Origin of the sequence: Halobellus limi (assembly GCF_004799685.1) — an archaeon.
Taxonomy (GTDB): domain Archaea; phylum Halobacteriota; class Halobacteria; order Halobacteriales; family Haloferacaceae; genus Haloquadratum; species Haloquadratum limi.
Window position 1 is genome coordinate 88,942 of record NZ_CP031314.1, and the last position, 21,901, is coordinate 110,842.

Genomic DNA, 21,901 nt, shown 5'->3' on the forward strand with positions numbered 1-21,901 from the left:
TAATTTCAGTCTTAAATTCGGAAATTCTAATTGCGTATTAATCCCCGTTTCTTCTACCAAACCAAAGAGTGTTAAGTTCGTTCTGCTGAATAAAGCGCGCGTACTGACCAGAAGGAAAACCAAGAAACGACAGGGCTACTCCTAAAAATCGTGTTTGTCTTCACGTTTAGGTGCATCAGATGGACGTTAGTGCGAGCAACGCGAAAAGTTAACTGGCAAATGGCTCCACGGACTGAGTTGTTGAACTAGTCGTCCATGCCGGATGGGGTTTGGCCCGTAGTCGATCCCGACGGTGCCGACCCTGCGGCAAACTTGTAAACGGCGACGAGTCCCCAAATCACCAAGCCGAGCAGGATGATGCCCGCCCTAATGTCGATGGGGACCACTGCAGCGTGTTCGATTGCTCCCTCGCTATCGACTGGGTGCCCGGCTCCCAGTAGCATGTCGAGCAGGCCGATCACGACGACGCCCAAGACAACCAGGCCACCGCCGACGTACATGGCGATTTGGTCTGCCGTTGATAAGTCACTCATTGGTAGTCACCCGAGGAGTTTCCGTAATCGCGTGTTCTCGAACAGTTCCATCTCACGCAGGCGGTTATCGACTGCCAGGACGCCGCCCGCTCCAAGTGCCACAATGGTTCCGAAGACCATGATCCCAAGGAGTTCACCCGTGACCATACCGTTGGCCCAGCCGCCACCGTAGCCGTTGATGAAGTAGAAGAACAGCATCATGAAGGCACCAAAGAAGGCGGCGGTCCTCGTGAGGACACCGAGTATCAGCCCGAGACCGATGGCGGTTTGCCCAAGCGGTACCGCCACGTTGACGAACGCCAACAGGATGCCGTCGCTGAACGGCGTGACGAAGGGGGCGAGAATCGTGCCCTGAGCGGCTCCGCCGACGAACCAGCTGGCGTCGAAGGGCCACGCCCAGATTTTGTCAAGGCCAGCGTGGAGCATCCACCACCCGGCGGTCAGCCGGAGCAGCAGGATCCAATACGACAACCAGGCTCCCGAGACCGAGAACGACGTCTCGGTTCCGAGAAAATTCGTACGGATGGATTGAGTTGACATGGCATACTTCACCTCACGGCTGATTTTGTCAGATGTAGTAAAAAAGATTGATGGTGTTCGTGATTTCTAAGAGTCGGGGCTCATTTCAGGAACGCGGATATCCGAGGTGAGTTGGATGATTCTCAAGAAGGAATTCGGTCACCCTCTACGGACTGATTGTGTGCTGGGGCGTGTAAGCGGGAACACTGATGAAGCCGAGCCCACCGAATTCTGGATCTCGGAAAATTCGCTTGAGGGACTCCATTTGCTGATTTAATCCTCTGTACTTACCGATCCTCCCAGTAGCTAACAGATTCTGAGAATTTAACTCGAGCGGATGTCAATTAATCAACTCCCATTGGTTAGTCATTCCTCCATAGACACGGTTTAAAACTCGTCGTCTCGAGAAAATACGGGCAAACAAAACAGGGTGGCGGAGGAGACGCAGTAGAACTGTACTCGGAGACCGGTCAACGTCTTCAATATCGATCCCGGCAGCGGCACGAATTGCTGCTCCCAGAACCTTGGGATTACGAGTTTCAAGAAAGTATCTCACAACTGTGGCGAAAATGTACTCCGTTTTCATCCTCTGATATAAACTGTCAGGAAAATTGTGTAATTGGCCGCTGTTAGCCAACTCTGCGGCCAAGAATCCCGATTCAACGGCCTGTGAAATTCCTTTTCCAGTGAGTCGGTTTGCGATCCCCGCAGCATCACCAACCCGTACGACGGAATGCTCCGGTAGATAGGTTCTGTCGGGATCGAGACTGGGTCCCTCGGGAATGATTGCGACGTTCGTCCGTTCCTGCGACGGGACTGGCCACCCATTCCGCTTACAGGCTTCCCTCAATGCCTTCATATAATCACTAGGCCGGTCACTGACCGTCCAGCCGATACCAACGTTGGCTCGTTGCGATGTCTTCGGGAATGCCCACGAGTACCCTGTATAGTTCTCCAGAATTATCCGGCTGTTCGGGTACAACTCGGTGAAGTCCCCTTCGACATCACTGTTAAGCGCTACCATATATCCTGAATACTCGTTGGTTGTTCCGAGCGCTTTACTAGAGAGTGATGGCTGACCGGTTGCATCAACGACGAGATCATACTCATCGGTGAACTCGTGGAAATCTGTCCGTGTGATAGACTGGTTTTCGTGGATGTCAACACCCTTCTCTGAGAGTTGTTCTGCCCAGGACTGCTCAACGACATTTCGGTCCGTTATATATGTATCCGCAGCAGGAAAGGTGCCGGCTCCAGTGCGGTGGCGATCGGCGTCGATTCCGTCATACACCTCCACTTCCATCGCTGGCAGCGGATTGAGAAAGCCGTTCTCTACAGTCGGCTCGAGTGGGATCTTCGATACCGCTGTCATCGCTTCTCCGCAATTAACGCGTTTGCTATCGTAGGACTGCCGCTCATATAGTTCGACGACGAATCCAGCGTCGTCGAATCCAGCAGCTGCTGCAAGCCCGGCCATCCCTCCACCTATTACCGCAATTTTGGACGTTCGTGTCATCGGTTTTTGCCAATCTTTGAGGCCATCGTTAAGCTCCCAACAGCATCCGAAGTGACCCACGAACGCCCATCGGGAGTCCGATCGCTCCGATGAAGAACGTCATAAGCCACCACCACGTGTGATTCATCTCCTCTTTCGCATCGGCGAGATACCACACGATGCCGACAGTCACGACGAGTTTCAGCACGAACGTCGATCCGGAGAATCCAGTCGCCTGGTACACGAGATTCGTCACGACCAGCTTTGGGGAGTAGCCGAGGAACGTCACACCGATGAGATTCTGCGCAGCGTCCCACAACTGGCCGAAAACGGCCAGCAGAATTAGCGGGTGTCGAAGGTGTGTGATATTGACGAAACTCGCGCCCCAGTAGTAGAGTGCGGTTACGCCGAGCGCTATCCCCGTCGTCGCGACAGGAACCCATAGGCGGAGTGGGGTCGATGTCGAGAGGCCGTGCCAAACAGCCCACCAGACGGCCCCGACAGCCCACACCGACCCGACGAGCCCGACTGTTAGCGGGATAGATCCGATATTTTGGTCACGCAAGAGTGCACCGACACCGAGCGCGAGGATGGTGACAGCGGTGACGACGATGTAAATCGATGGCGTGATGAACCACACCGCGTAGTCCCCGAGCAGCCCGAGATCCTCGAGGGCGCGCATCGCCCCACCTGCGATGATGATCGGAGCGAACCCGTAGGCCAGTCGTGCGTCGAACGTGACGTCGAGTTGGTCGAGATACGCACGTAGTCCGGGGAGGCTGTATACGACTGCCGCGAGGTAGATTACCGTGTTCACCGCGTTGTAGCCCTGGACAGCACGAACCCCCTCGTGCGTGACTGGCTGACCGGCCGCATCGGCGACGACTGGTCCCCAGAGATACTGCCAGATGAACCGGTCGTAGACCAACGTCGGAAACACGAGGATGCCCCCACCGAGGAGGACGAGCGGGGCCAGCAGGTACAGCGCCCACCACTCGCGTGAGCCGGTCTCCGGAAGGACAGTCTCGACGCGGCGGGTGACAGTACTCACGACCCGTTCACCTCCAATCGCCACGTCGTGCTTTTCGAGCGCCCCCACTGTTCGAGTGAAACGATTGTGAGTTCGTCCTGGAGCTGGCTGAGATACTGCGCGACTGCCTTGGGAGATCCGTCGAGGTCGCTGGCAATCTCGCGAGCCCGGAGGTATGTCGGTTCGCTACTGGCTGTCTCGACGAGGTACCTTCGAACCGTGTGCCGGGAAATATTCGACATTGATCTAGAGGTGACGGTTAGCGAAGAAATCCGAAGAGCTTGTAGTCGTGATCGGGGGTGTACCGCCGGAACAGGAGACTGTTCGTCAGCACCGACACCGACGAGAACGCCATTGCTGCTGCAGCGAGCACGGGCTGGAGGAGGCCGAGCGACGCTAACGGAATCATCGCCGTGTTGTAACCGAGCGCCCACACGAGGTTCTGTTTGATCTTCTGGAGTGTCGCGTCTGAGATTCGGATCGCCTTTACCACGTCGAGCGGGTCGTCTCGCATCAGCGTGACGTCTGCAGCTTCGATGGCGACGTCGGTGCCGGAGCCGATTGCTGTCCCGACGTGTGCGACCGCGAGTGCCGGAGCGTCGTTGACGCCGTCACCGACCATCATCGCCTGCCGGCCCTCGTCTTGAATACTGTCGACCGCGTTGGACTTGTCCTCAGGAAGGACTCCTGCGCGGACGTTCTTCGGGTCGATACCCACCTGTTTAGCGACCGCACGGGCAGTTCGCTCGTTGTCGCCCGTAATCATCATCACGTCAACTCCCCGCTCTTGGAGTGCTGTGACAGCCTGCTTGGAGCTTTCCTTCACTGTGTCGGCGTCGGCGACCACACCCACGAGCTCCCCCTCGTAGGCGACCAGCATCGCCGTCTTCCCCTCGTTCTCGAGGCGTTCCATCGTCTCCTCAGCGGGAGAGGGGTCGATCCCGTTGTCCCGCAGCAGCTTGCGGTTGCCGACCAGCACCTCGCTGTCACCAATGACTGCTTTGATCCCGTGGCCCGGAACGTTCTCGAAGTCGTCAGGCTCAGTCACGTCCAGGCCGCGTTCTTCGGCCCCTTCGACGATTGCACGGGCGAGCGGGTGTTCGCTGCCGCTTTCAGCTATCGCCGCCAGTCGAAGCACATCATCCTCTGAGAGGCGCTCACGGGTGCTGAGCTGTCCACCATCTGGGGTCGGCTCGCCACCGTCAGTCACCACATTTCCATCGCTATCAAAGACGACCACGTCGGTGAGTTCCATTTCACCCTCCGTGAGGGTGCCCGTCTTGTCGAAGACGACCGTGTCGACGTCTTTTGCGCGTTCGAGGATGTCACCGCCCTTGAACAGGACGCCGTTCTGGGCACCAATCGTCGTCCCGACCATCGTCGCTGCGGGCGTCGCCAGCCCCAGCGCACAGGGACAGGCGATGAGGATCGAGGACGCGAAGACAATTATCGCGAACTCGAAGACTGAAACGGTCCCACCGACCGGGGCCGGGCCGCCAGCAACCTGACCCCACAGCGGGAGCCAGTCGACGAAGCCAGCGAGAGCCTCGGGGAACAGGAACCAGACGACACCCCAGAGAAGGGCGTTCGCGATGACCGCAGGCACGAAGTACGCGGAGATGCGGTCGGCGAGATTCTGGATGTCGGGCTGGCGCGACTGGGCCTCCTTGACTGTCTGGACGATCTGTTGGAGGGCCGTGTCTTCTCCAACCTTCGTCGCCTCCACGACAAGGACGCCGTTCTCGTTAATCGTCGAGCCGACGACCTCATCGCCCTCCTCTTTCTCGACAGGCACAGATTCGCCAGTGACCATTGACTCGTCGACGGCAGACTGACCGTCGACAACGACACCGTCTGTGGGAATCTTCTCACCTGGACGAATTTTCATCCGGTCACCAGTTGTGACCTCTTCGAGTGGAACTTCTTCTTCACTGCCGTCCTCGCGGACAATGGTCGCCGTTTCGGCTTCCATTTCGAGGAGCTTTCGGAGGGCCTCACCCGCTTGGCCCTTCGACCGAGCTTCGAGATAGTTACCCAACGTGATGAACACGAGGATGAGGGCTGCCGTGTCGAAATAAAGTCCACCTGCAATGAGTTCAGCAAGGACTGCCACAGAGTATAGATAGGCCGTTGTTGAACCGATCGCAATCAGCACGTCCATATTGGCGCGGCCGTTCTTCACGATCGCCTTGTACGAGTTCTTATAGAACGGCCAGCCGAGGATCGCCTGTACCGGCGTGGCGAGGAGGAACTCAACCCAGCCAAGTTCCACACCGAAGACGGCTTCAGGGACGATCGCGCCACCGAGCAGATAATTGTCGATGAGGAAGAAGAGCAACGGTGCCGATAACACTGCCCCAAAGAGGGTCAACCTGAGTTGTTTCCGAGTTTCGGCTTGACGGGCGGCATCTCGTGCGTCCTGGCCCGACTCTTCGTCGGCACCATCTTCGCGGACGGGCGAGTAGCCAGCCTCCTCGATAGCATCGTACAGCGCACCAATAGATACTTCCGCAGGATTGTAGGTGACCTGTGCTTCGTCGGTTGCGTAATTGACCTCCGCATTAACGACGCCCGGAATATTTTCAAGAGCGGTTTGGTTGGTCTCGGCGCAGTTGGCACAGGTCATATCGGAGATGGCAATCGTTACCGTCTCAGAGACTGCGCCGTACCCGGCCTCGTCGATCGCGTCGTAGATTTCTTTGAGCGATACCTCTTCAGGGTCGTAGGTGACGGAACCCTCGTCGGTGGCGAAGTTCGCATCCGCCTCCGATACCCCGTCGAGCGATTCGAGAGTGTCCTGGATCGTCGCCGAACAGTTGGCGCAGGACATTCCCGTGATATCAAGATGGATTGTTTGGCTTGTCATGCTTGTTCTACTATACGGGGTCTAGGTTTAGGCGATTTACTGCTTCGAGAGGCGGGGTTTCGACTGCAGGAAAATTTGGATTCCAAAGACAGCGTTACGCTCCCTCTTCGAGTCGCTGATACCGATCGTCGAACCGTGTGAGACAGGACGGACAACAGAAGTGATAGATCTCTCCGTCGATTCTCGTCGTTTCACCTTGATTATCAACGGTATTGTTACATTCAGCACAGGTGAGTGCAAATTCGACGCCATCAACGGACGGCGTCCATTCAAGCTCGTCAATTAGTGTGACGGTGTAATCTGCTACATCGATCTCGTTAAAGAGTCCATCTACCCACTGACGTACGTTCTGGGCTTCAACACGGGCATAGAACCAAAGATCTCCTTCGGAGGTCGTGAAGACGTGTTCAACGCCATCTGACTCTCGAGCCCGCTCGCGGGCGGCCTCCAACGACGCTGAGCCGATTTCGGCCTGAATAAATACCGGTACACCAGCTCGGAGATGAGCCCGGTTGACGTCAATCGTGAAGTTGTTAATGATGCCAGCTTCCTGTAATCGCTTTACCCGGTCAGAAACGGCTGGCCCCGACAAGTCGACCTCCTCGCCAATATCGCTGAACGGGCGGCGGGCGTCATCAGCGAGTAACGAGAGGATTTCTAAGTCGGTTTCATCCAAATCGCGCATACGACCGCTTCGTCTCGCAGGATACATTATTGTTGCCCACAACACACCTTCGAAATCGGTGATCTAGGGCTGCGACAACATTGGATTCTAAGCAGAAAACCACATAGAATACTCGCCCCTATCTACGAATGGATATGACTCAGACAATCACCGTCGAAGGAATGACCTGTGAACATTGCGAGCAGACCGTCGAAGAGGCACTCGAAGAAGTTGAGGGGGTTACGTCCGCTACTGCGGATCGTGACTCAGAATCCGCGACGGTCGAGGGGTCCGCTGAACGGGATGAGCTTGTGACTGTGGTCGAAGACGCTGGATACGATGCCTCTGCGTAACAAATCCCGATTCTCGTCGAATCGGATTCGGAGAGGGATTGATACGACTGCCAATCCCAGGTGTAGATACTATGACTGATACACTTCCGTTCGATGCCGTCCGCGAGCTCGACGTCGACGGGACGACGTACAAGATGGCCGATCTTCGAGCACTCGAAGAGCAGGGGCTCTGTGACCTCGACACGCTCCCTGTGAGCATCCGTATTCTGCTTGAGTCGGTGCTCCGGAACGCCGACGGCGAAACTGTTACTGCAGCGGATGTCAAGAATGCTGCTGGCTGGAAGCCAGACGTACCGGACGCAGAGGTTCCGTTCTCTCCATCACGAGTCGTCCTGCAAGATCTCACCGGTGTACCCGCAGTCGTCGACCTGGCGGCCCTTCGATCCGAGGTCGACCGCAAAGACCGAGATCCCACCCTGGTCGAACCGGAGATTCCTATTGATCTCGTGATCGACCACAGCGTCCAGGTCGACTACTTCGACTCCGAGGACGCCTACGAGAAGAACGTCGAACTGGAGTACGAGCGAAACGCCGAACGGTATCGCGCGATCAAGTGGGCGCAGAACGCCTTCGAGAACTTCAACGTCGTCCCGCCGGGGACCGGTATCGTCCACCAGGTGAATCTCGAACATCTGGGTCGGGTCGTCCACGCCCGCGAGCAAGACGGCGAGAACTGGCTCCTGCCGGACACGCTCGTCGGCACGGACAGCCACACCCCGATGATCGGTGGCATCGGTGTGGTCGGTTGGGGCGTCGGCGGCATCGAAGCGGAAGCGGCGATGCTCGGTCAACCGGTCACGATGAAACTCCCCGAGGTCGTCGGCGTCCGTCTCGAAGGCGAATTACCCGAGGGCGCGACGGCTACGGATCTCGTGCTCCACATCACCGAACGACTCCGCGAGGTCGGCGTCGTCGACCGGTTCGTGGAGTTCTTCGGTCCCGGTGTGGAGAATCTCACAGTCCCCGACCGGGCCACGATCGCCAATATGGCGCCCGAACAGGGCTCGACGATCAGTATGTTCCCGGTCGACGAGCAGACGCTCGAGTATCTCGAACTCACCGGGCGTGATCCCGACCACGTCGACCTCGTTCGCGAGTACCTCGAAGCCCAAGGGCTGTTCGGGGAACAGGAACCAGAATATACTGAGGTCGTCGAGTTCGACCTCTCGACAGTCGAACCGAGTCTGGCCGGACACAAGCGGCCACAGGACCGGATTCCGATGGGGGACGTGAAACAGAGCTTCCGGGGACTTCTCCACGGGGAGTTCGAGGACGACCTCGATGATGTCGACGAGGACGCCTTGCAGCGGTGGCTCGGTGAGGGTGGTGCAGCTGATGCGGAGACCGACGGTGGCGTTCAGGTCGAACCCGAATCGGAACTGCACCCGTTAACCAAACGTGTCGAGGTCGACCTCGACGGTGAGACGGTCGAAATCGGACACGGAGACGTCCTCGTCAGCGCCATCACGAGCTGTACGAACACGTCGAACCCGTCGGTGATGATCGCTGCTGGACTGCTCGCCCAGAACGCCGTCGAGAAAGGCCTAGACGTCCCGCCGTACGTCAAGACGAGTCTCGCACCGGGTAGCCGTGTCGTCACGCAGTATCTCGAAGAATCGGGGCTGCTTCCGTATCTCGAAGAGCTCGGGTACGCCGTCGTCGGCTACGGCTGTACCACCTGTATCGGTAACGCTGGGCCGCTTCCCGATCCCATCGAGCAGGCAATCGACGACCACGACCTCTGGACGACGAGCGTTCTCTCCGGGAACCGGAACTTCGAGGCGCGTATCCACCCGAAGATCCGCGCGAACTACCTCGCGAGCCCGCCGCTCGTCGTCGCCTACGGGCTCGCAGGGCGGATGGACATCGATCTCGAACACGAGCCGCTGGGCACTGACGATGAGGGTAACCCAGTCTATCTGGCGGACATCTGGCCGGACGCAGCGGACGTGCAGGCCGCAATCCACGAGAACGTCTCTCCGGAGATGTTCGAGGAGAAGTACGCCTCCGTGTTCGAGGGCGATGAGCGATGGGCTGCTCTCGACGCGCCCACGGGTGACGTCTACGAGTGGGATGAGGACTCGACATACATCCGTGAACCGCCGTTCTTCAAGGACTTCCCGGTAGAGAAACCCGGCGTCGCCGATATCGAGGACGCACGCTGTCTACTGACGCTCGGCGATACCGTTACGACCGACCACATCAGTCCAGCCGGCCCGTTCGGTCCCGACCTCCCCGCAGGTCAGTGGCTGCTCGATCACGGTGTCGAGCCACACGAGTTCAACACCTACGGCGCACGTCGGGGCAATCACGAGGTGATGATGCGGGGGACGTTCGCCAACGTCCGAATCGAGAACGAGATGCTCGACGACGTCGAGGGTGGCTACACGATCCACCACCCGACCGACGAACAAACCACGGTGTTCGAAGCCAGTCGCCGCTATCGGGACGAGGGGATACCGCTCGTCGTGATGGCTGGCGAGGAGTTCGGAACTGGGTCTAGCCGGGACTGGGCGGCGAAAGGAACGGACCTGCTCGGTGTCCGCGCAACCATCGCCGAGAGTTACGAGCGCATCTACCGCGACAACCTCGTCGGCATGGGTGTGCTTCCCCTGCAGTTCGATGATGGCGACTCGTGGGAATCTCTCGGTCTGGATGGGTCGGAGGTCTTCACGATCCACGGCCTCGATGACGGGCTCGACGTGATGGACGAACTGACCGTTATCGCCGAGCGTGCGGACGGGTCGACTGTCGAGTTCCCGGTCACAGCACAGGTCGGCACGCCGGCCGCCGTAACCTATATCGAACACGGCGGAATCCTCCACTACGTCCTCAGACGCCTCCTCAGACAGTAACACCAACGCGGTCAGAAACGATCGTCGTCGGACACCAGGCGGGCGCGACGGCGATCAAACTCCTCGTCGTCGATTTCGCCACGAGCGTACCGTTCTTGGAGAACAGCGAGTGCGCTGTCATCAGTATGGCCGTCCGTAGGGGACCGCGTTGTCAGCCAGTAAACGGCGTAGACTGGGAGGGCGATCAGAAGTGCCATCCACAGGAGCCCGAACAGCATCATCCCCCAGCCCCAGCTACCCCATCCGGCCATGTGGCCGTCGTTCCACATCCCGTCGTGCCACCCCCACATCATTGCATCTGGGACAGTCGCGTGTGTTAGCGCCATTCCGGCGACGACGGCCAGAGCCAGCGCTCCGACGACGATGAGTCCCAGAGAACGAATCCCGCGTGCTTGAATTGGATTTTGCATTGTTGTACTCCCAAAGGTCTCGGCGTGGTTAGCCGAGGATGTATTCGAGGGCGGGGTAGCGCTCGACGAGCGTCTCGCCGCCGACGTCGTAGTTCTCGATGTACTGGTCGAGGCCCAGGATGCGGCCCGCGGCGAACGCGGCGACCGCGAGGAACACGAGCATGTACGCGAAGTCCCCGTTGATGAAGCCGTGAGCCATGTCCCAGTTGCCGAAGTAGAACATCGCCATCATGAGCGCGCCGAAGAACGCCGCGAGGCGGACGAACGCGCCGACGAGCAGGCCGAGGCCGATGAACAGCTCGCCCCACGGCACGGCGACGTTCGCGAACTCAACGAACCACGGCGTCGAGCCCATCCACGCGAACATCCCTGCGAGCGGGTTGCCGTTCGTCGCGGCGACGTTCGACAGGTAGCCGCCGGCGGCGAACTCGCCGGTGATCTTCGTGAACCCGGAGTACGCGAACGCGTAGCCCATCATGAGCCGGAGCGCGAGCACGAACCACGCGCTGAGGCTGTGGACTTTCCCGCCGACGGTCAGGCCGCCGACTCTGCTCTCGAGCTGGTTCATGCCGGAGTCGAGTGTGGACATAATTATTGCACCTTCAACTATCAGTAGGTGGGTAGAGACGATATAATAGCGAGCCGGCGTTCTGAGTCAGAAAACCGGCGGGCTATATTACCCTCCTGTAGCGAGTACGGACGTGTGACTGAGGAGGCCGACCCGTCGGACATCTTCGCCACGCTCGACGACGAGTATGCCCGCGACATCCTCGTGGCGACGAAGACCGACCGACTCTCCGCGAAGGAGCTCAGCGAGGAATGCGATATGTCACGCCCGACCGTCTCGCGGCGTGTCACCCGCCTCGTCGAGCAGGGCCTCCTCGAGGAGTACACGCACGTCGACCCCGGCGGACGGCACTACAGCGAGTACGAGGCGCGACTCGAGCGTGTCGAAGTACTCCTCCAAGCAGAGGGCTTCGACGTGCAGATCGATGTTCGGCCGGACCCCGCCGACCGGATTACGTCCATCTTCGAGGAAATGCGGGGAGACTGACTCATGGAACACACGTTATTCGTCATCGGCAAGCTGTTCACGACCGCCCTGGCGCTGGTGATCGCCTACCAGGCCTATCGCGGATACCAACGGCATCACACGCAGTTACTCCTGTACGTCGCCGCCGGCTTCGCATTGGTCGGGCTTGGCGGCCTCCTTGAAGGCGTCCTCTTCGAACTCCTCCAGGTGTCGATCTTCGAAGCAGGATTCGTCGCAGCACTCGTCACCGCAGCCGGGATGCTGTCTATCCTCTACGCCCTGTATGCCCCGAATCCATAAGGATTCAGGACGCCCATTCGACAAGCGGCCTCTGCGCGTCGTGCCCGGTTCGAAGCCGCTACTGTTCGGACTCCCCTCGTTCTCGATAGTGTAGCGTCGCAGTGGGAGTTATATCCATATCGGTCGTACCATATCGTATGATTCGAACACTCGTCGGTGTCCTCGGCGCTATCTCAGCGCTGTTCCCGGACGAAATCGTCGAGCTCTTCGAGAAACTCGCGATTTCGAATCCAGACGAGGGAACAGTGAGAGGGTGGATACGTCCAGCAGTCCGGTCGGAGGGTGTTCTGATAGCTGCGCTTTCACTCTTTAACGGGCGAGCATACGCGTTGCTGATGAATCTTACCGGCGTGTTCGGCGCGATAGTCCTCTTATTTCCCGACCTGTATCAGAGATTTGCCACCGCGTTCCTGTACGAGCGTCCAGAGTCGATAGAATGGAACGAGCGATTCCGCTTGGGCATTCGGGCTATCGGCGCACTCTATGTCTTTTTAGCGGCGAAGACGTACAGGGAGCGTCACAACGATACTTGAGCCTTCTCGCTATTGACACCTGGCGCATCCGATGTCTAGTTCGTTACGGCCGCAGGTATCGCTTTGAATCTAAAGTTTGAGCCCCACGATATCAGTATGATCGAAGGGGAAATCCGCTAAAGAGAGGAGGCCGTGTGTATCCCTGTATGACGACGACGATCATCGTGGAAGGCATGACGTGCGGTCACTGTGAGCAGACGGTCGAAGAGGCCCTCGAAGAGGTATCCGGCGTGACTGACGTGACCGTCGACAGGGAGAGCGAACAGGCGAGCGTCGATGGTGAGGCAAATGTCACAGCTCTCGTGGAGGCCGTCGAAGACGCCGGGTACACCGCTTACGCCTGAGAATCGCGCGGACCACTCCGAGACAACGGCCAACCGTTGTCTTTGAAGCTTCGCTACGCTGGTCCTGCTGTACAGTTCAGTGGGGAAGATTCAGGGGGCCAGCGGATCCACCTCTACAGAGAATATGGGCTATGGACGACCACAAAGATACAAATGAGAATCTCCCTGGAGGGGAACACCAGCAGGACGACAGCAGTCACCAGCACGAACACGGCGAGCAGGATGAATCGGACGCCGAGTCGGACGAGCAGCGGGTAGAACAGGACCTACTGGAAGAAGAGGCACACCCTGCTGCGGAGAGTGAGACAGTGCTCGACGAGCAGCACGAGCACGCTGGACACGAGGGCGAAGGACACGACCACGGTTCCCATGAGGGCCACGGTGAGGGGCATGGCGGGATGCACAAGGGCCACGAGCAGATGTTCCGCCGGCGCTTCTTCGTCTCGACGCTCCTGTCGATCCCAGTCCTGCTATACAGCGAAATGCTGCAGGAGTGGCTCGGGTTCTCCGTCCCCGCGTTCCCGGGCAGCGAGTGGATCAACCCCGTCTTCGCGGTCATCGTCTTCGCGTACGGTGGGATGCCGTTCCTCCAGATGGCGGTACCGGAGCTGAAAGATCGGTCGCCGGGGATGATGACGCTCATCTCGATGGCGATCACCGTCGCGTTCGTCTACAGCCTCGCGAGCGTGGTCTTCCCGACGCAGTCGGCGTTCTTCTGGGAGCTCGTCACGCTGATCGACATCATGCTGCTGGGCCACTGGATCGAGATGCGGTCGGTCCGGCGGGCCTCCAGCGCGCTCGACGAACTGGCGAAACTGATGCCAGACACCGCCGAGCGTATCACCGACGACGGGGAGACCGAAGAAGTTCCCGTCAGTGAGCTCTCGGAAGGCGATCTCGTGCTCGTCCGGCCGGGCGCGAGTGTCCCTGCTGACGGCACCGTCGAGGAGGGTGACTCCGACGTCAACGAGTCGATGATCACCGGCGAGTCCAAGCCCGTCTCGAAAGAGCCTGGCGACGAGGTCATCGGCGGCACCATCAACGGCGACGGGAGTCTCCGTGTTCGCGTCGGTGCGACGGGCGAGGAGACAACACTCGCGGGCATCATGCGCCTCGTCGAGGAAGCTCAACAGAGCAAGTCCAAGACGCAAGTGTTGGCCGACCGGGCGGCCGGCTGGCTGTTCTACGTCGCGCTCGGGGCGGCAGTCGTGACCGCGATTGCGTGGACGGTCGCAGTCTCGTTCGACGCGACGGTCATCGAGCGAGTCGTGACGGTGCTCGTCATCGCCTGCCCACACGCCCTCGGGCTCGCCATCCCGCTGGTCGTCGCGATCAACACCTCACTTGCAGCGCGCAACGGGATGCTCGTCCGCGACCGAATTGCGATGGAGGACGCGCGGAACTTGGATGCCATCATCTTCGACAAGACAGGGACGCTTACTGAGGGTGAACACGGCGTCGTGGATATGGCGACCGTCGACGGCGTTGACGAGGACGACGCGCTCGGGCTGGCGGCAGCCGTCGAGAGTGACTCCGAACACATGATCGCCCGAGCGATCCGTGAGGCCGCCGACGAGCGAGATGTAACTACTCCTGACGCGACAGCCTTCGAGGCGATTAAAGGCAAGGGTGTCCGGGCGAATGTCGACGGAAACGAGGTGTACGTCGGTGGCCCGAACCTGTTGGCCCAACTCGATAGCGAAATTCCCGACCATCTCCAGCACTTCGCTGACGAGGCCGGTCAGAACGCCCAGACTGTGGTGTATCTCGTTCGTGACGGAGAGCTGATCGCCGCCTTCGCGATGGCCGACGTGATCCGCGAGGAGAGTTATCGAGTCGTCGACGCCCTCCACGATCTGGGCATCGAGGTGGCGATGCTGACTGGGGATTCCCAGGACGTCGCCAACGCTGTCGCCGACGAACTGGGCATCGACACGGTGTTCGCGGAGGTCCTACCCCAAGACAAGGACGAGAAAGTCCAGGAACTCCAGGACCAGGGCAAACTCGTGGGGATGGTCGGCGACGGCGTCAACGACGCGCCGGCGCTGACGCGAGCCGACGTCGGCATTGCGATCGGGAGTGGCACCGACGTCGCGGTCCAGTCGGCCGACGTTATTCTCGTGCAGAACAACCCGATGGACGTCGTTCGGCTGGTGAAGCTCAGTAAGGCGAGCTACCGGAAGATGCAGGAGAACATCGTCTGGGCCGCCGGCTACAACGTCTTCGCGATTCCGCTCGCAGCAGGCGTGTTGGCACCGATTGGGATTCTGCTGTCCCCCGCTGTGGGTGCACTTCTGATGTCGTTGAGTACAGTAATCGTCGCGATCAACGCTCAGCTGCTCCGCCGCGTGGACCTGTCCATCCCCGAGCTTCCAAGCGGGACACCAGCGACTGACGCACAACCTGCAGACTGAAACGCTCCCGATCGCTTCGGAGCTTCTTTCAATTGAGTTCGGTTAATGGACAGCAAATGGCGACACTGCGTGATTTCGGTGGGTATCGCTATGCGGTCACCGATTCCACAGTTATCCCGAGGGGTGCGAAGTTTGGTATACACAGACGCTTCCTCTGATGGGCGACATTGTTGCGCCAGCACTAGGTTTATACCGTTAGACGGACTTCATTCCGATATGAGCCTCGAAGAGACGGTTGACTACCTCGCCGAGGAACTCGACCTCGAGCGAAGTGAACACGTCCGTGAGGTTGGTCAGTCGGTCGCCGAGCTTCGCGACTGATCAAAACATTTCTCTGAAGTCTCGTTCGACCAGTCCGTTCTCCAGATACGTGATGAACTCTTGTTTCGTTGGTCCTTGACGGTCAAGTAGATCGTCCCGTCCTGCTCGTTCGAGAACTGCCTGCGCGAAGTCCGTACAGTGGGATTCGTGCTGCCCAGCATACTCTGTGAGGGCTTCTCGCCAGTGCATATCCAGCTCGAACTCGGCTAACCGGATTTGGATCCCATCTTTCCGTTCGACGAGGTCGACGTCCAGCTCTTCGAGTTGCTTGAAACGGAGGTTGTTCCGGCGGACCGTGATGAGACGCTTAGAATCAACAATATAGGGATTGACCCACTCTCGCCAGGTATCGTCGTCGACGTGCGTTCGTGGCATCTCAAAATCCGGGTCCACACTCTCAATACAGAACTGCAGCATCGCGATGCCAGTTCGGTGATTCGCATTTGGGAGGGAATGTCGGAGGATCAAATTCGACATCACCTCTCCAGCGACAATCGGAAGTGGATCTCCCCAGGAGACGTGATCGAGTGCCTGCTGGATCTTTTGCGGTTCGAACTCCTTGTAGAGCCGGAACTCATCCTCATCGCGAACATCGACCGCGGCTTCGAGCAACTCTACTAATCGGAATGCGACAACCTGCCCAGCACGGGGGAGGTCACGAATACGGTCGCTCAGCCATTCCTGATCGAAGTCGACCTCTTGGGCAGATTCGATCTCTGACTCGCCTTCGTAGAGCACATAGACCGGTGTGTCAAAGGGGTACCCGATGAGCTTTGTCGACTCGTCGGATTGCTCTCGCTGAGACAGGATTTCTGCCACCGATGCCGAGCTATATTTGAGTGAGAAATTCTCGGCCTGTGGGTGGTGATAGAAGACGAGCCGAGCCATCTTACTGTGGATTCGTGGGAAGTGGGTAAAGCAGTCCCGTTTTTATAATGATTCTACGACGGAGTGGGTGCGTTCACATCTTCTAAATACTGACTTTCCCACTCACGTCGCGCCTCGATTTCCCGTAATCCCCGTTGCGTGACCGTATACACGTTCGTCCGCTTGTCGAGTTCACCCTTCTCCAGCAGTCCTTTGTTGACGAGATCGTCGAGATTCGGATAGAGGCGGCCATGATTGATCTCCTGCTCGTAGTAGTCGTCGAGTTCGTCCTTGATTGCGAGCCCATGTGGTTCCTCGAGCCCGGTGGTTACGTACAAGATATCCCGCTGGAACCCAGTTAGATCGTGCATCTGCCTGTTCCCTATTTTTGAGGGGTGGCATATGTTCTCTCTGGTACTCAGAGGCGAATTCGGCGTGACTGGCCAGGAAGACTACGTGAGAACTTCGAACCTTTATATGGTGGACAAGAGAAGTCCGCGATGGAATGTCTGACCTCATCGTCAAAGCAGCCGTGAAGGACGAACTTTCGGAGCACAACGTCTCGGCAGATTTCTACGACGCCCTCAACGAAGAGGTCGCCGAACTGCTCGACGACGCCGCAGAGCGTGCTGAGGCCAACGACCGGAAGACGGTCCAGCCCCGCGACCTGTAGGCCTGCGTAACGCAGCCAACCCCGGCACTCGAACGTAGCTTTTTGAGGTTCCTGTTCAGAAGTTAGAAAACGGAGATGGCGGACGCACCGGATACCGAACGGCAGGCGGTCGAACCCGATGCGAGAGAGGTCCTTAGCGTGTCACAGCTGAACGACCGGATCGCGTCGGTCGTCCAGGACACGCCTGCCCTCAACGGTGTCCGCTGTATCGGCGAGGTCACTGACCTCCACAAGAACAGTACGGCGCTCTACTTCACGCTCACCGACGGCGAGGCCGAGCTCCCCTGCATGATCTGGGCGAACCGTTACCGGGAGATGGACGCTGACCTCGAGGACGGGACCGAAGTCATCCTCGAGGGCGATATCGACTACTGGGTCGAAGGTGGGAAAATCGACCTCAAACCGTGGGAAGTGATCGTCGTCGGCGACGGCGACCAGGCGGCTGCCGTCGAGCGACTGCGAAGCGAACTCGAAGAGCGTGGCTGGTTCGACGACGAGCAGAAACAGCAACCGCCGGCGTTCCCGGAGCGGGTCGGCGTCGTCACGTCCCTTCGAGGAGACGCCCGGTACGACATCCAGAACGCGATTCACGGACAGGACCCCACCGTCGACATCCTGGTGAAGGACGCAACCGTCCAGGGGTCGAACGCGCCGACGTCTATCGCGAACGGCATTCACCATCTCGACCGCTCGGAGGACGTCGACGCCATCATTGTCGGTCGGGGCGGTGGGAGCGATTCGAACCTCCAGGCGTTCAACACCGAGCGGGTCGCGGAAGCGATCTTCACGACGAACACGCCGATCGTGACTGCCATCGGTCATACTGACGACCGACTGATCGCGGATCGGGTTGCGGATATGGCCGCGATCACGCCGACTGCCGCCGGCGAGTACATCGCGAAGTCCCGAAATGACTTCCTCGCCAGTGAGATCGAGCCGCTGGAGCAACAACTGGAGGCCGCCTACGAGACCTTCGAGCAGGAGCACGAACACGAACAGGAACTGGCCGAGGCAGTCGAGGAGGCGACGGCCCCCGAGGGCCTTCCGCCGGTCTACTACAAGGCCGCAATCGCCGTCCTCCTCCTGCTGCTGTTGCTCATCACCGCTCTCTGGTTAGGAGTGATCTGAGATGGCGAAGGACCCCGACATCAAACGCCGGATGGACCGCGTCGAGGAGATCATCGACCAGCTCGATGCGGACGAGGTGTCGCTCGAGGACGGGCGTGAACTCTACGACGAGGGCCAGGAACTGCTAGCTGAAATCCGGGAACAGCTCCAAGACGGGGACGGCGAGGTCATCGAGATCGAGTGACCGCCGGTGGCGTCGACAAATCGCCAGAGCCTTAACCAACACTTCACCGGTAGCCTGCTGTGCTGTTGGTTAAGATTGTGTCCGCCCCGAGCCAGCCTGCAGGCTTAACTACGAGGTTCGTCCATTTCGAAACGTGCGGGTCTGAGCTACGATGCTACACGAGACGGTCTGGGTCTTCGGTGTCTATCTGGTGGCCTGTGGCGTCGCCTGGGTACTCCACGAGTCGGCTCACTACGCAGTCCACAGTCTCTATGCGGAGTCTGTCTCATTCGGCCTGAATCGACGAGGCCCATACGTCGACGCGGTCTACGAAGCGAGCGCCCCCACGCTCGCGATTCGGATCGGTTCAGTTGCTCCGACTCTTCTCTATACTCCCCTTGTCGTGGTTGGTATCGCCGGTTATCTCTCAGCGTATCCACTCCCCCAGCTGGATCCCGTTGGATGGTCGTTGGTGGCCGTTCCTCTCATCATCCTGATTTTCCCGACAGGTGGAGATATCCAGGCCTGTCTCGAAGCGGCGCACTAGCCGTTCTTGACACGTATTGGGATTGCGTCAGACACACTCTTCATTAGTTACATAACCTGAATTGAAGAAATACGTTGGCCGTCAATATTTAGTAGATATGGCGCAAGTATGTGCAAATGTATCATGGCACAAGCGAGTCCCCGCAGTAACCACTCTGAAGCTGACCCGGATGACCGGCCCTCCGTGTCAGTCGAAGCGTGGTTAGAGGCGGTCAGTAGAGAACTGGATCCCGCCGAGTGTGAGGGCCTCTCCGAACTCGGCATCTACTCGATCCACGAACACAGCAGCGCCCGCACGATCACCCTCCCCGAAGATGCGGACGAGTTCGAGGATGCGACGACGGTAAAGCAGTACTATTTCGAGGGCGAGGACTGCCCGCTCCTCATCGTTGCTCCACTGCAGGTCTAAGTCGCTCTGTCGGTCGTAGATCAGCAGTCGGCGTCATCCTCCTTGTGATCGGAGTAAAACTGGATGAGATACTGAAATCGAGCCGTATCGCTCGTGAAGGAGTCGAGTTCCTTCTGTAGCCACTCGTATTTCCCCTGAGGGATTCGCATATTGATTCGGGTCACATCGTCGTCGACGTCTGAGCCGGTGCTACCAGTGCTGGGCGCTGTATCGGCGTCTGACATTAGTTCGACTCAGGCTATGTGGTCGCATATATCCCCGTAGAATGGGAACTTCTCTAGAGAACTTGGAGAACTTTGAACCACTCCAAATTCATCCAAAATTTCTGACCTCTTTTGGTCGTGCTATCCTTTCCCACAAACGATGTGTGCCAAGGTCCCCTCCGGCGAGACGCCGGCCAGTACTGAGGAATCGACGTCCGTCATTCGGATCATCCACAGGTCCATCGGCCCGATTCTGCTGGCGCTCCTTCCGCTGATCCTGTTCGTGGGAACGGCGGCCGCGCAGTCGGATCCCGGCAGCGCCTTCTGTGATTCCAATATGGCCGACACCATCCAGAACATCTTCACCATCATCCAGTTCGGCGGCCCGCTCATCGGCGGTGTCCTCGCGCTCGGCGCGACGGTGGCGATCCCGTTCACCCGCCGGTCGGACTGGAAGAAGGAGATGAAGTCGGTCCGGAATCAGGGTCTGCTGTGGGGCGTGATCGTCGCGCCGCTCGGGACGGAGATTGTCCAGTTCATCCTGAACAACATCGTGGTCGGTGGCACGAGTTGTGGATTCTAACCACGCACCAGGATTCGCACTCGTCATGTCCGCCGTCCTCGTCGCATCGACAGCCGCCGTTCCAGCGGTCGCCCATCCCCCGAACAGTACCGACCACGGCGTCCCGGAGGAGACCTTTCACAAACTGTGGTCGGGGGATCAGGACGGCGCAACCGACGGCGCGAACCTGAGTAACGGGTCGGCAGTCAAGCAGCTCGGCGAGGGGACCGATGTCCCGTTTGATTCGCCCCCGCGGGCGGTCGAGCAATGGAACCGGGGTGACCACCAGGAGTTCCCGGCGACGAACAGCTCCGTGTCGATCCATCCGCCCGATGCCGACCTCTCCAGCGGCCAGTTCATCAAGGAAGCCTATACCGAGGTGTTCGCCGTCCAGCCGTCCACACGAGCACGCCTGTCGCCGTCGCGACAGCCGCTCTACGTCGCCCCAGATGGAACGCTCCGCGGGACCGTCGACTACCGGGTTGCGGTGCCGCCAGACGACACTTCCGGCGACCGGCGCGTCTACTGGAGTCTCGAGAGCCACCAGATCGAGGAGACGAAACTCCTCGTCGACGGTGACGAAGAGACGACGGCTGGTGGGTCTCACACGCCGGCGCTATCGTACTCCTTGGATGGGTACGCCGGTGAGGAGCACCAACTCACGCTCCAGGCGAACATCTCGGTTCGGCTTCGGAAGGAGGTTGAGACCTGTACTGCCCACAACGACGAGGGCGACTGCACCAACTGGGAGAGTTCCGTATCATACCCGACCGAGAACGTCACGGTGACCGATTCCATCGAGGTCACGAAGTACGACCTCGCGGTCGCCGGCTTCATCGCCGAGTATCCGAACGGCGACCTCGGCCTCGTCGTCTACAAGAACCAGCCGTGGCTCGGCTACCAGTTGCCAAACGGTGACGTCCGGGGTGTCTGGCGGTTCTACTCGGCCCGAGACAAGGACTGGGATACGCTGGTCTACAGCTCGGACGATGGACAGCGGACTGCTCACTCGCCGCTCCATCCACTCCAAGTGAACGCGTATCCCATTGAGACGGGGCCGACGCCGTCGCCCCGTCAGAACGTGACGATACTGGACGTGTACGGAACGTCGACGTCGCCGCCGACGCTCCCGTCGAACGTTCACTTGGATGTCCTCACGGAGCCGTACACGGCCAGCTACGGCATCGCGACGCGGGCCACGGCTGACGAACAGCCCGAGACCGTCCGTGCGTGGGGCCTCGTCAGAGGTGTCGAGGCGGAACGGCCCGCCGATGAGTTCGCTCGAATCCAAATCTACGAGAGCAACCTCACCCTGGAGGTGGTGAACCAGACCGAAGACACCGTCACCGTCCGGGTTATCCTCCAGAACGCGAATACCGGCGCACCAATCAATACCAACGAACGGGACGGCTACGTCGTCGTCAACGGACAGCGGTTGAACACAACCGGCAACGGAACCGTTACGACGACGATTGAACGGCCCCTAGGCGGTGTGTCGGCCCGATACGAACCGGGTCACTGGTGGCTCAATCCCCCGGCTATACCGGTGACTCGGACACCGTGCTGCTGCAAGGCTCAGTGCTCCAGATAGTGTCGACGCTGTTCCGGATTGGCGTGCCGGTCTCGCTGTTCCTCCTTGCGGTGTTCTTCGTCGACCGAATCACCGGGTGGCGGATTTGG

26 protein-coding genes are annotated in these 21,901 nt (G+C 59.2%); 14 read left to right on the forward strand and 12 right to left on the reverse strand.

What is annotated here, in order from left to right:
* Positions 1 to 245: 245 nt before the first annotated feature.
* The 7 genes from DV707_RS17895 to DV707_RS17925 form a co-directional block, all read right to left on the reverse strand.
* Positions 246 to 533 carry a hypothetical protein gene (locus tag DV707_RS17895; protein WP_004594603.1) on the reverse strand — a complete coding sequence of 96 codons (288 nt, stop codon included), beginning with the start codon at positions 531 to 533 and terminating at the stop codon, positions 246 to 248.
* Positions 534 to 539: 6 nt separating this feature from the next.
* Positions 540 to 1,085 (reverse strand): DoxX family protein, encoded by a 546-nt coding sequence (locus DV707_RS17900; RefSeq protein WP_229772977.1) that lies wholly within the window; start codon positions 1,083 to 1,085, stop codon positions 540 to 542.
* Positions 1,086 to 1,392: 307 nt separating this feature from the next.
* Positions 1,393 to 2,568, reverse strand: a complete 1,176-nt coding sequence (locus DV707_RS17905) for an NAD(P)/FAD-dependent oxidoreductase (protein WP_011222414.1) — start codon at positions 2,566 to 2,568, stop codon at positions 1,393 to 1,395.
* A 28-nt stretch (positions 2,569 to 2,596) separates the two neighbouring features.
* Positions 2,597 to 3,598: a DUF63 family protein gene (locus DV707_RS17910; RefSeq protein WP_004594600.1), complete on the reverse strand. Its 1,002-nt coding sequence runs from the start codon at positions 3,596 to 3,598 to the stop codon at positions 2,597 to 2,599.
* Positions 3,595 to 3,819 carry a DUF7123 family protein gene (locus DV707_RS19410; RefSeq protein WP_004594599.1) on the reverse strand — a complete coding sequence of 75 codons (225 nt, stop codon included), beginning with the start codon at positions 3,817 to 3,819 and terminating at the stop codon, positions 3,595 to 3,597. Before DV707_RS19410 ends, DV707_RS17910 begins: the two co-directional genes overlap by 4 nt.
* A 17-nt stretch (positions 3,820 to 3,836) precedes the next feature.
* Positions 3,837 to 6,443 carry a heavy metal translocating P-type ATPase gene (locus tag DV707_RS17920; RefSeq protein WP_004594598.1) on the reverse strand — a complete coding sequence of 869 codons (2,607 nt, stop codon included), beginning with the start codon at positions 6,441 to 6,443 and terminating at the stop codon, positions 3,837 to 3,839.
* 94 nt (positions 6,444 to 6,537) lie between these two features.
* Positions 6,538 to 7,128, reverse strand: a complete 591-nt coding sequence (locus DV707_RS17925; protein WP_049938493.1) for an AsnC family transcriptional regulator — start codon at positions 7,126 to 7,128, stop codon at positions 6,538 to 6,540.
* A gap of 134 nt (positions 7,129 to 7,262) precedes the next feature.
* Between DV707_RS17925 and DV707_RS17930 the strand changes: the two genes are divergently transcribed.
* Complete coding sequence (locus tag DV707_RS17930; RefSeq protein WP_049938510.1) at positions 7,263 to 7,460, forward strand: heavy-metal-associated domain-containing protein; 198 nt, start codon at positions 7,263 to 7,265, stop codon at positions 7,458 to 7,460.
* A gap of 71 nt (positions 7,461 to 7,531) precedes the next feature.
* Positions 7,532 to 10,315 carry an aconitate hydratase AcnA gene (acnA, locus tag DV707_RS17935; protein WP_011222418.1) on the forward strand — a complete coding sequence of 928 codons (2,784 nt, stop codon included), beginning with the start codon at positions 7,532 to 7,534 and terminating at the stop codon, positions 10,313 to 10,315.
* 11 nt (positions 10,316 to 10,326) lie between these two features.
* Here the strand turns inward: acnA and DV707_RS17940 are convergent, their stop codons facing one another.
* Together DV707_RS17940 and DV707_RS17945 are read right to left on the reverse strand one after the other, a co-directional pair.
* Entirely contained in the window at positions 10,327 to 10,725 is a 399-nt protein-coding gene (locus DV707_RS17940; protein WP_103992911.1) for an SHOCT domain-containing protein, read from the reverse strand.
* Positions 10,726 to 10,753: 28 nt separating this feature from the next.
* Positions 10,754 to 11,314: a DoxX family protein gene (locus tag DV707_RS17945; protein WP_103992912.1), complete on the reverse strand. Its 561-nt coding sequence runs from the start codon at positions 11,312 to 11,314 to the stop codon at positions 10,754 to 10,756.
* Positions 11,315 to 11,428: 114 nt separating this feature from the next.
* On the opposite strand from DV707_RS17945, the gene DV707_RS17950 reads away from it, so the two are divergent.
* The 5 genes from DV707_RS17950 (at position 11,429) to DV707_RS17970 (ending at position 15,349) form a co-directional block, all read left to right on the forward strand.
* On the forward strand, positions 11,429 to 11,779 hold the full coding sequence (locus tag DV707_RS17950) for an ArsR/SmtB family transcription factor (protein WP_066419127.1): 351 nt from the start codon (positions 11,429 to 11,431) through the stop codon (positions 11,777 to 11,779).
* A 3-nt stretch (positions 11,780 to 11,782) separates the two neighbouring features.
* Positions 11,783 to 12,058: a DUF7521 family protein gene (locus DV707_RS17955; RefSeq protein WP_004515576.1), complete on the forward strand. Its 276-nt coding sequence runs from the start codon at positions 11,783 to 11,785 to the stop codon at positions 12,056 to 12,058.
* 137 nt (positions 12,059 to 12,195) lie between these two features.
* Positions 12,196 to 12,591, forward strand: coding sequence for a hypothetical protein (locus DV707_RS17960; RefSeq protein ID WP_004594583.1), 396 nt, complete (start codon positions 12,196 to 12,198; stop codon positions 12,589 to 12,591).
* 146 nt (positions 12,592 to 12,737) lie between these two features.
* Positions 12,738 to 12,935, forward strand: a complete 198-nt coding sequence (locus DV707_RS17965; RefSeq protein ID WP_004594582.1) for a heavy-metal-associated domain-containing protein — start codon at positions 12,738 to 12,740, stop codon at positions 12,933 to 12,935.
* A gap of 131 nt (positions 12,936 to 13,066) precedes the next feature.
* Positions 13,067 to 15,349 carry a copper-translocating P-type ATPase gene (locus DV707_RS17970; protein WP_103992913.1) on the forward strand — a complete coding sequence of 761 codons (2,283 nt, stop codon included), beginning with the start codon at positions 13,067 to 13,069 and terminating at the stop codon, positions 15,347 to 15,349.
* Positions 15,350 to 15,670: 321 nt separating this feature from the next.
* Here DV707_RS17970 and DV707_RS17975 read toward each other — a convergent pair whose 3' ends face one another.
* Both DV707_RS17975 and DV707_RS17980 read right to left on the reverse strand, forming a co-directional pair.
* The gene (locus tag DV707_RS17975; protein ID WP_103992914.1) at positions 15,671 to 16,558 is read right to left on the reverse strand and encodes a hypothetical protein; all 888 of its coding nucleotides are present in this window, start codon (positions 16,556 to 16,558) and stop codon (positions 15,671 to 15,673) included.
* A gap of 53 nt (positions 16,559 to 16,611) precedes the next feature.
* Positions 16,612 to 16,908, reverse strand: coding sequence for a PadR family transcriptional regulator (locus tag DV707_RS17980; RefSeq protein ID WP_006183479.1), 297 nt, complete (start codon positions 16,906 to 16,908; stop codon positions 16,612 to 16,614).
* A gap of 134 nt (positions 16,909 to 17,042) precedes the next feature.
* Between DV707_RS17980 and DV707_RS17985 the strand changes: the two genes are divergently transcribed.
* From DV707_RS17985 to DV707_RS18005, 5 genes are all read left to right on the forward strand, one after another.
* Positions 17,043 to 17,210, forward strand: a complete 168-nt coding sequence (locus DV707_RS17985; protein WP_103992915.1) for a DUF1931 domain-containing protein — start codon at positions 17,043 to 17,045, stop codon at positions 17,208 to 17,210.
* Positions 17,211 to 17,285: 75 nt separating this feature from the next.
* A complete protein-coding gene (gene xseA / locus DV707_RS17990) occupies positions 17,286 to 18,338 on the forward strand; it encodes an exodeoxyribonuclease VII large subunit (RefSeq protein WP_103992916.1) in 1,053 nt (350 codons plus the stop codon).
* 1 nt (position 18,339) lies between these two features.
* The gene (gene xseB / locus DV707_RS17995) at positions 18,340 to 18,522 is read left to right on the forward strand and encodes an exodeoxyribonuclease VII small subunit (RefSeq protein ID WP_089649913.1); all 183 of its coding nucleotides are present in this window, start codon (positions 18,340 to 18,342) and stop codon (positions 18,520 to 18,522) included.
* Between the two features lie 151 nt (positions 18,523 to 18,673).
* Positions 18,674 to 19,048, forward strand: coding sequence for a hypothetical protein (locus DV707_RS18000; protein WP_089649914.1), 375 nt, complete (start codon positions 18,674 to 18,676; stop codon positions 19,046 to 19,048).
* Between the two features lie 183 nt (positions 19,049 to 19,231).
* The gene (locus tag DV707_RS18005; protein ID WP_200820954.1) at positions 19,232 to 19,456 is read left to right on the forward strand and encodes a hypothetical protein; all 225 of its coding nucleotides are present in this window, start codon (positions 19,232 to 19,234) and stop codon (positions 19,454 to 19,456) included.
* 20 nt (positions 19,457 to 19,476) lie between these two features.
* Here the strand turns inward: DV707_RS18005 and DV707_RS18010 are convergent, their stop codons facing one another.
* Positions 19,477 to 19,680 (reverse strand): hypothetical protein, encoded by a 204-nt coding sequence (locus tag DV707_RS18010; RefSeq protein WP_089649916.1) that lies wholly within the window; start codon positions 19,678 to 19,680, stop codon positions 19,477 to 19,479.
* A 139-nt stretch (positions 19,681 to 19,819) separates the two neighbouring features.
* Between DV707_RS18010 and DV707_RS18015 the strand changes: the two genes are divergently transcribed.
* Together DV707_RS18015 and DV707_RS18020 are read left to right on the forward strand one after the other, a co-directional pair.
* Positions 19,820 to 20,242: a hypothetical protein gene (locus tag DV707_RS18015; protein ID WP_004594540.1), complete on the forward strand. Its 423-nt coding sequence runs from the start codon at positions 19,820 to 19,822 to the stop codon at positions 20,240 to 20,242.
* Positions 20,243 to 20,267: 25 nt separating this feature from the next.
* On the forward strand, positions 20,268 to 21,812 hold the full coding sequence (locus DV707_RS18020; RefSeq protein ID WP_240728575.1) for a hypothetical protein: 1,545 nt from the start codon (positions 20,268 to 20,270) through the stop codon (positions 21,810 to 21,812).
* Positions 21,813 to 21,901: the final 89 nt, after the last annotated feature.

What these genes read in the sequence shown, in the direction of transcription:
- DV707_RS17895 (WP_004594603.1), bottom strand. Translation starts at nt 533, where the DNA reads ATGAGTGACTTATCAACGGCAGACCAAATCGCCATGTACGTCGGCGGT.
- DV707_RS17905 (WP_011222414.1), bottom strand. Translation starts at nt 2,568, where the DNA reads ATGACACGAACGTCCAAAATTGCGGTAATAGGTGGAGGGATGGCCGGG.
- DV707_RS19410 (WP_004594599.1), bottom strand. Translation starts at nt 3,819, where the DNA reads ATGTCGAATATTTCCCGGCACACGGTTCGAAGGTACCTCGTCGAGACA.
- DV707_RS17920 (WP_004594598.1), bottom strand. Translation starts at nt 6,443, where the DNA reads ATGACAAGCCAAACAATCCATCTTGATATCACGGGAATGTCCTGCGCC.
- DV707_RS17925 (WP_049938493.1), bottom strand. Translation starts at nt 7,128, where the DNA reads ATGCGCGATTTGGATGAAACCGACTTAGAAATCCTCTCGTTACTCGCT.
- DV707_RS17930 (WP_049938510.1), top strand. Translation starts at nt 7,263, where the DNA reads ATGACTCAGACAATCACCGTCGAAGGAATGACCTGTGAACATTGCGAG.
- acnA (WP_011222418.1), top strand. Translation starts at nt 7,532, where the DNA reads ATGACTGATACACTTCCGTTCGATGCCGTCCGCGAGCTCGACGTCGAC.
- DV707_RS17940 (WP_103992911.1), bottom strand. Translation starts at nt 10,725, where the DNA reads ATGCAAAATCCAATTCAAGCACGCGGGATTCGTTCTCTGGGACTCATC.
- DV707_RS17945 (WP_103992912.1), bottom strand. Translation starts at nt 11,314, where the DNA reads ATGTCCACACTCGACTCCGGCATGAACCAGCTCGAGAGCAGAGTCGGC.
- DV707_RS17955 (WP_004515576.1), top strand. Translation starts at nt 11,783, where the DNA reads ATGGAACACACGTTATTCGTCATCGGCAAGCTGTTCACGACCGCCCTG.
- DV707_RS17960 (WP_004594583.1), top strand. Translation starts at nt 12,196, where the DNA reads ATGATTCGAACACTCGTCGGTGTCCTCGGCGCTATCTCAGCGCTGTTC.
- DV707_RS17965 (WP_004594582.1), top strand. Translation starts at nt 12,738, where the DNA reads ATGACGACGACGATCATCGTGGAAGGCATGACGTGCGGTCACTGTGAG.
- DV707_RS17970 (WP_103992913.1), top strand. Translation starts at nt 13,067, where the DNA reads ATGGACGACCACAAAGATACAAATGAGAATCTCCCTGGAGGGGAACAC.
- DV707_RS17975 (WP_103992914.1), bottom strand. Translation starts at nt 16,558, where the DNA reads ATGGCTCGGCTCGTCTTCTATCACCACCCACAGGCCGAGAATTTCTCA.
- DV707_RS17980 (WP_006183479.1), bottom strand. Translation starts at nt 16,908, where the DNA reads ATGCACGATCTAACTGGGTTCCAGCGGGATATCTTGTACGTAACCACC.
- DV707_RS17985 (WP_103992915.1), top strand. Translation starts at nt 17,043, where the DNA reads ATGTCTGACCTCATCGTCAAAGCAGCCGTGAAGGACGAACTTTCGGAG.
- xseA (WP_103992916.1), top strand. Translation starts at nt 17,286, where the DNA reads ATGGCGGACGCACCGGATACCGAACGGCAGGCGGTCGAACCCGATGCG.
- xseB (WP_089649913.1), top strand. Translation starts at nt 18,340, where the DNA reads ATGGCGAAGGACCCCGACATCAAACGCCGGATGGACCGCGTCGAGGAG.
- DV707_RS18000 (WP_089649914.1), top strand. Translation starts at nt 18,674, where the DNA reads ATGCTACACGAGACGGTCTGGGTCTTCGGTGTCTATCTGGTGGCCTGT.
- DV707_RS18010 (WP_089649916.1), bottom strand. Translation starts at nt 19,680, where the DNA reads ATGTCAGACGCCGATACAGCGCCCAGCACTGGTAGCACCGGCTCAGAC.
- DV707_RS18015 (WP_004594540.1), top strand. Translation starts at nt 19,820, where the DNA reads ATGTGTGCCAAGGTCCCCTCCGGCGAGACGCCGGCCAGTACTGAGGAA.
- DV707_RS18020 (WP_240728575.1), top strand. Translation starts at nt 20,268, where the DNA reads ATGTCCGCCGTCCTCGTCGCATCGACAGCCGCCGTTCCAGCGGTCGCC.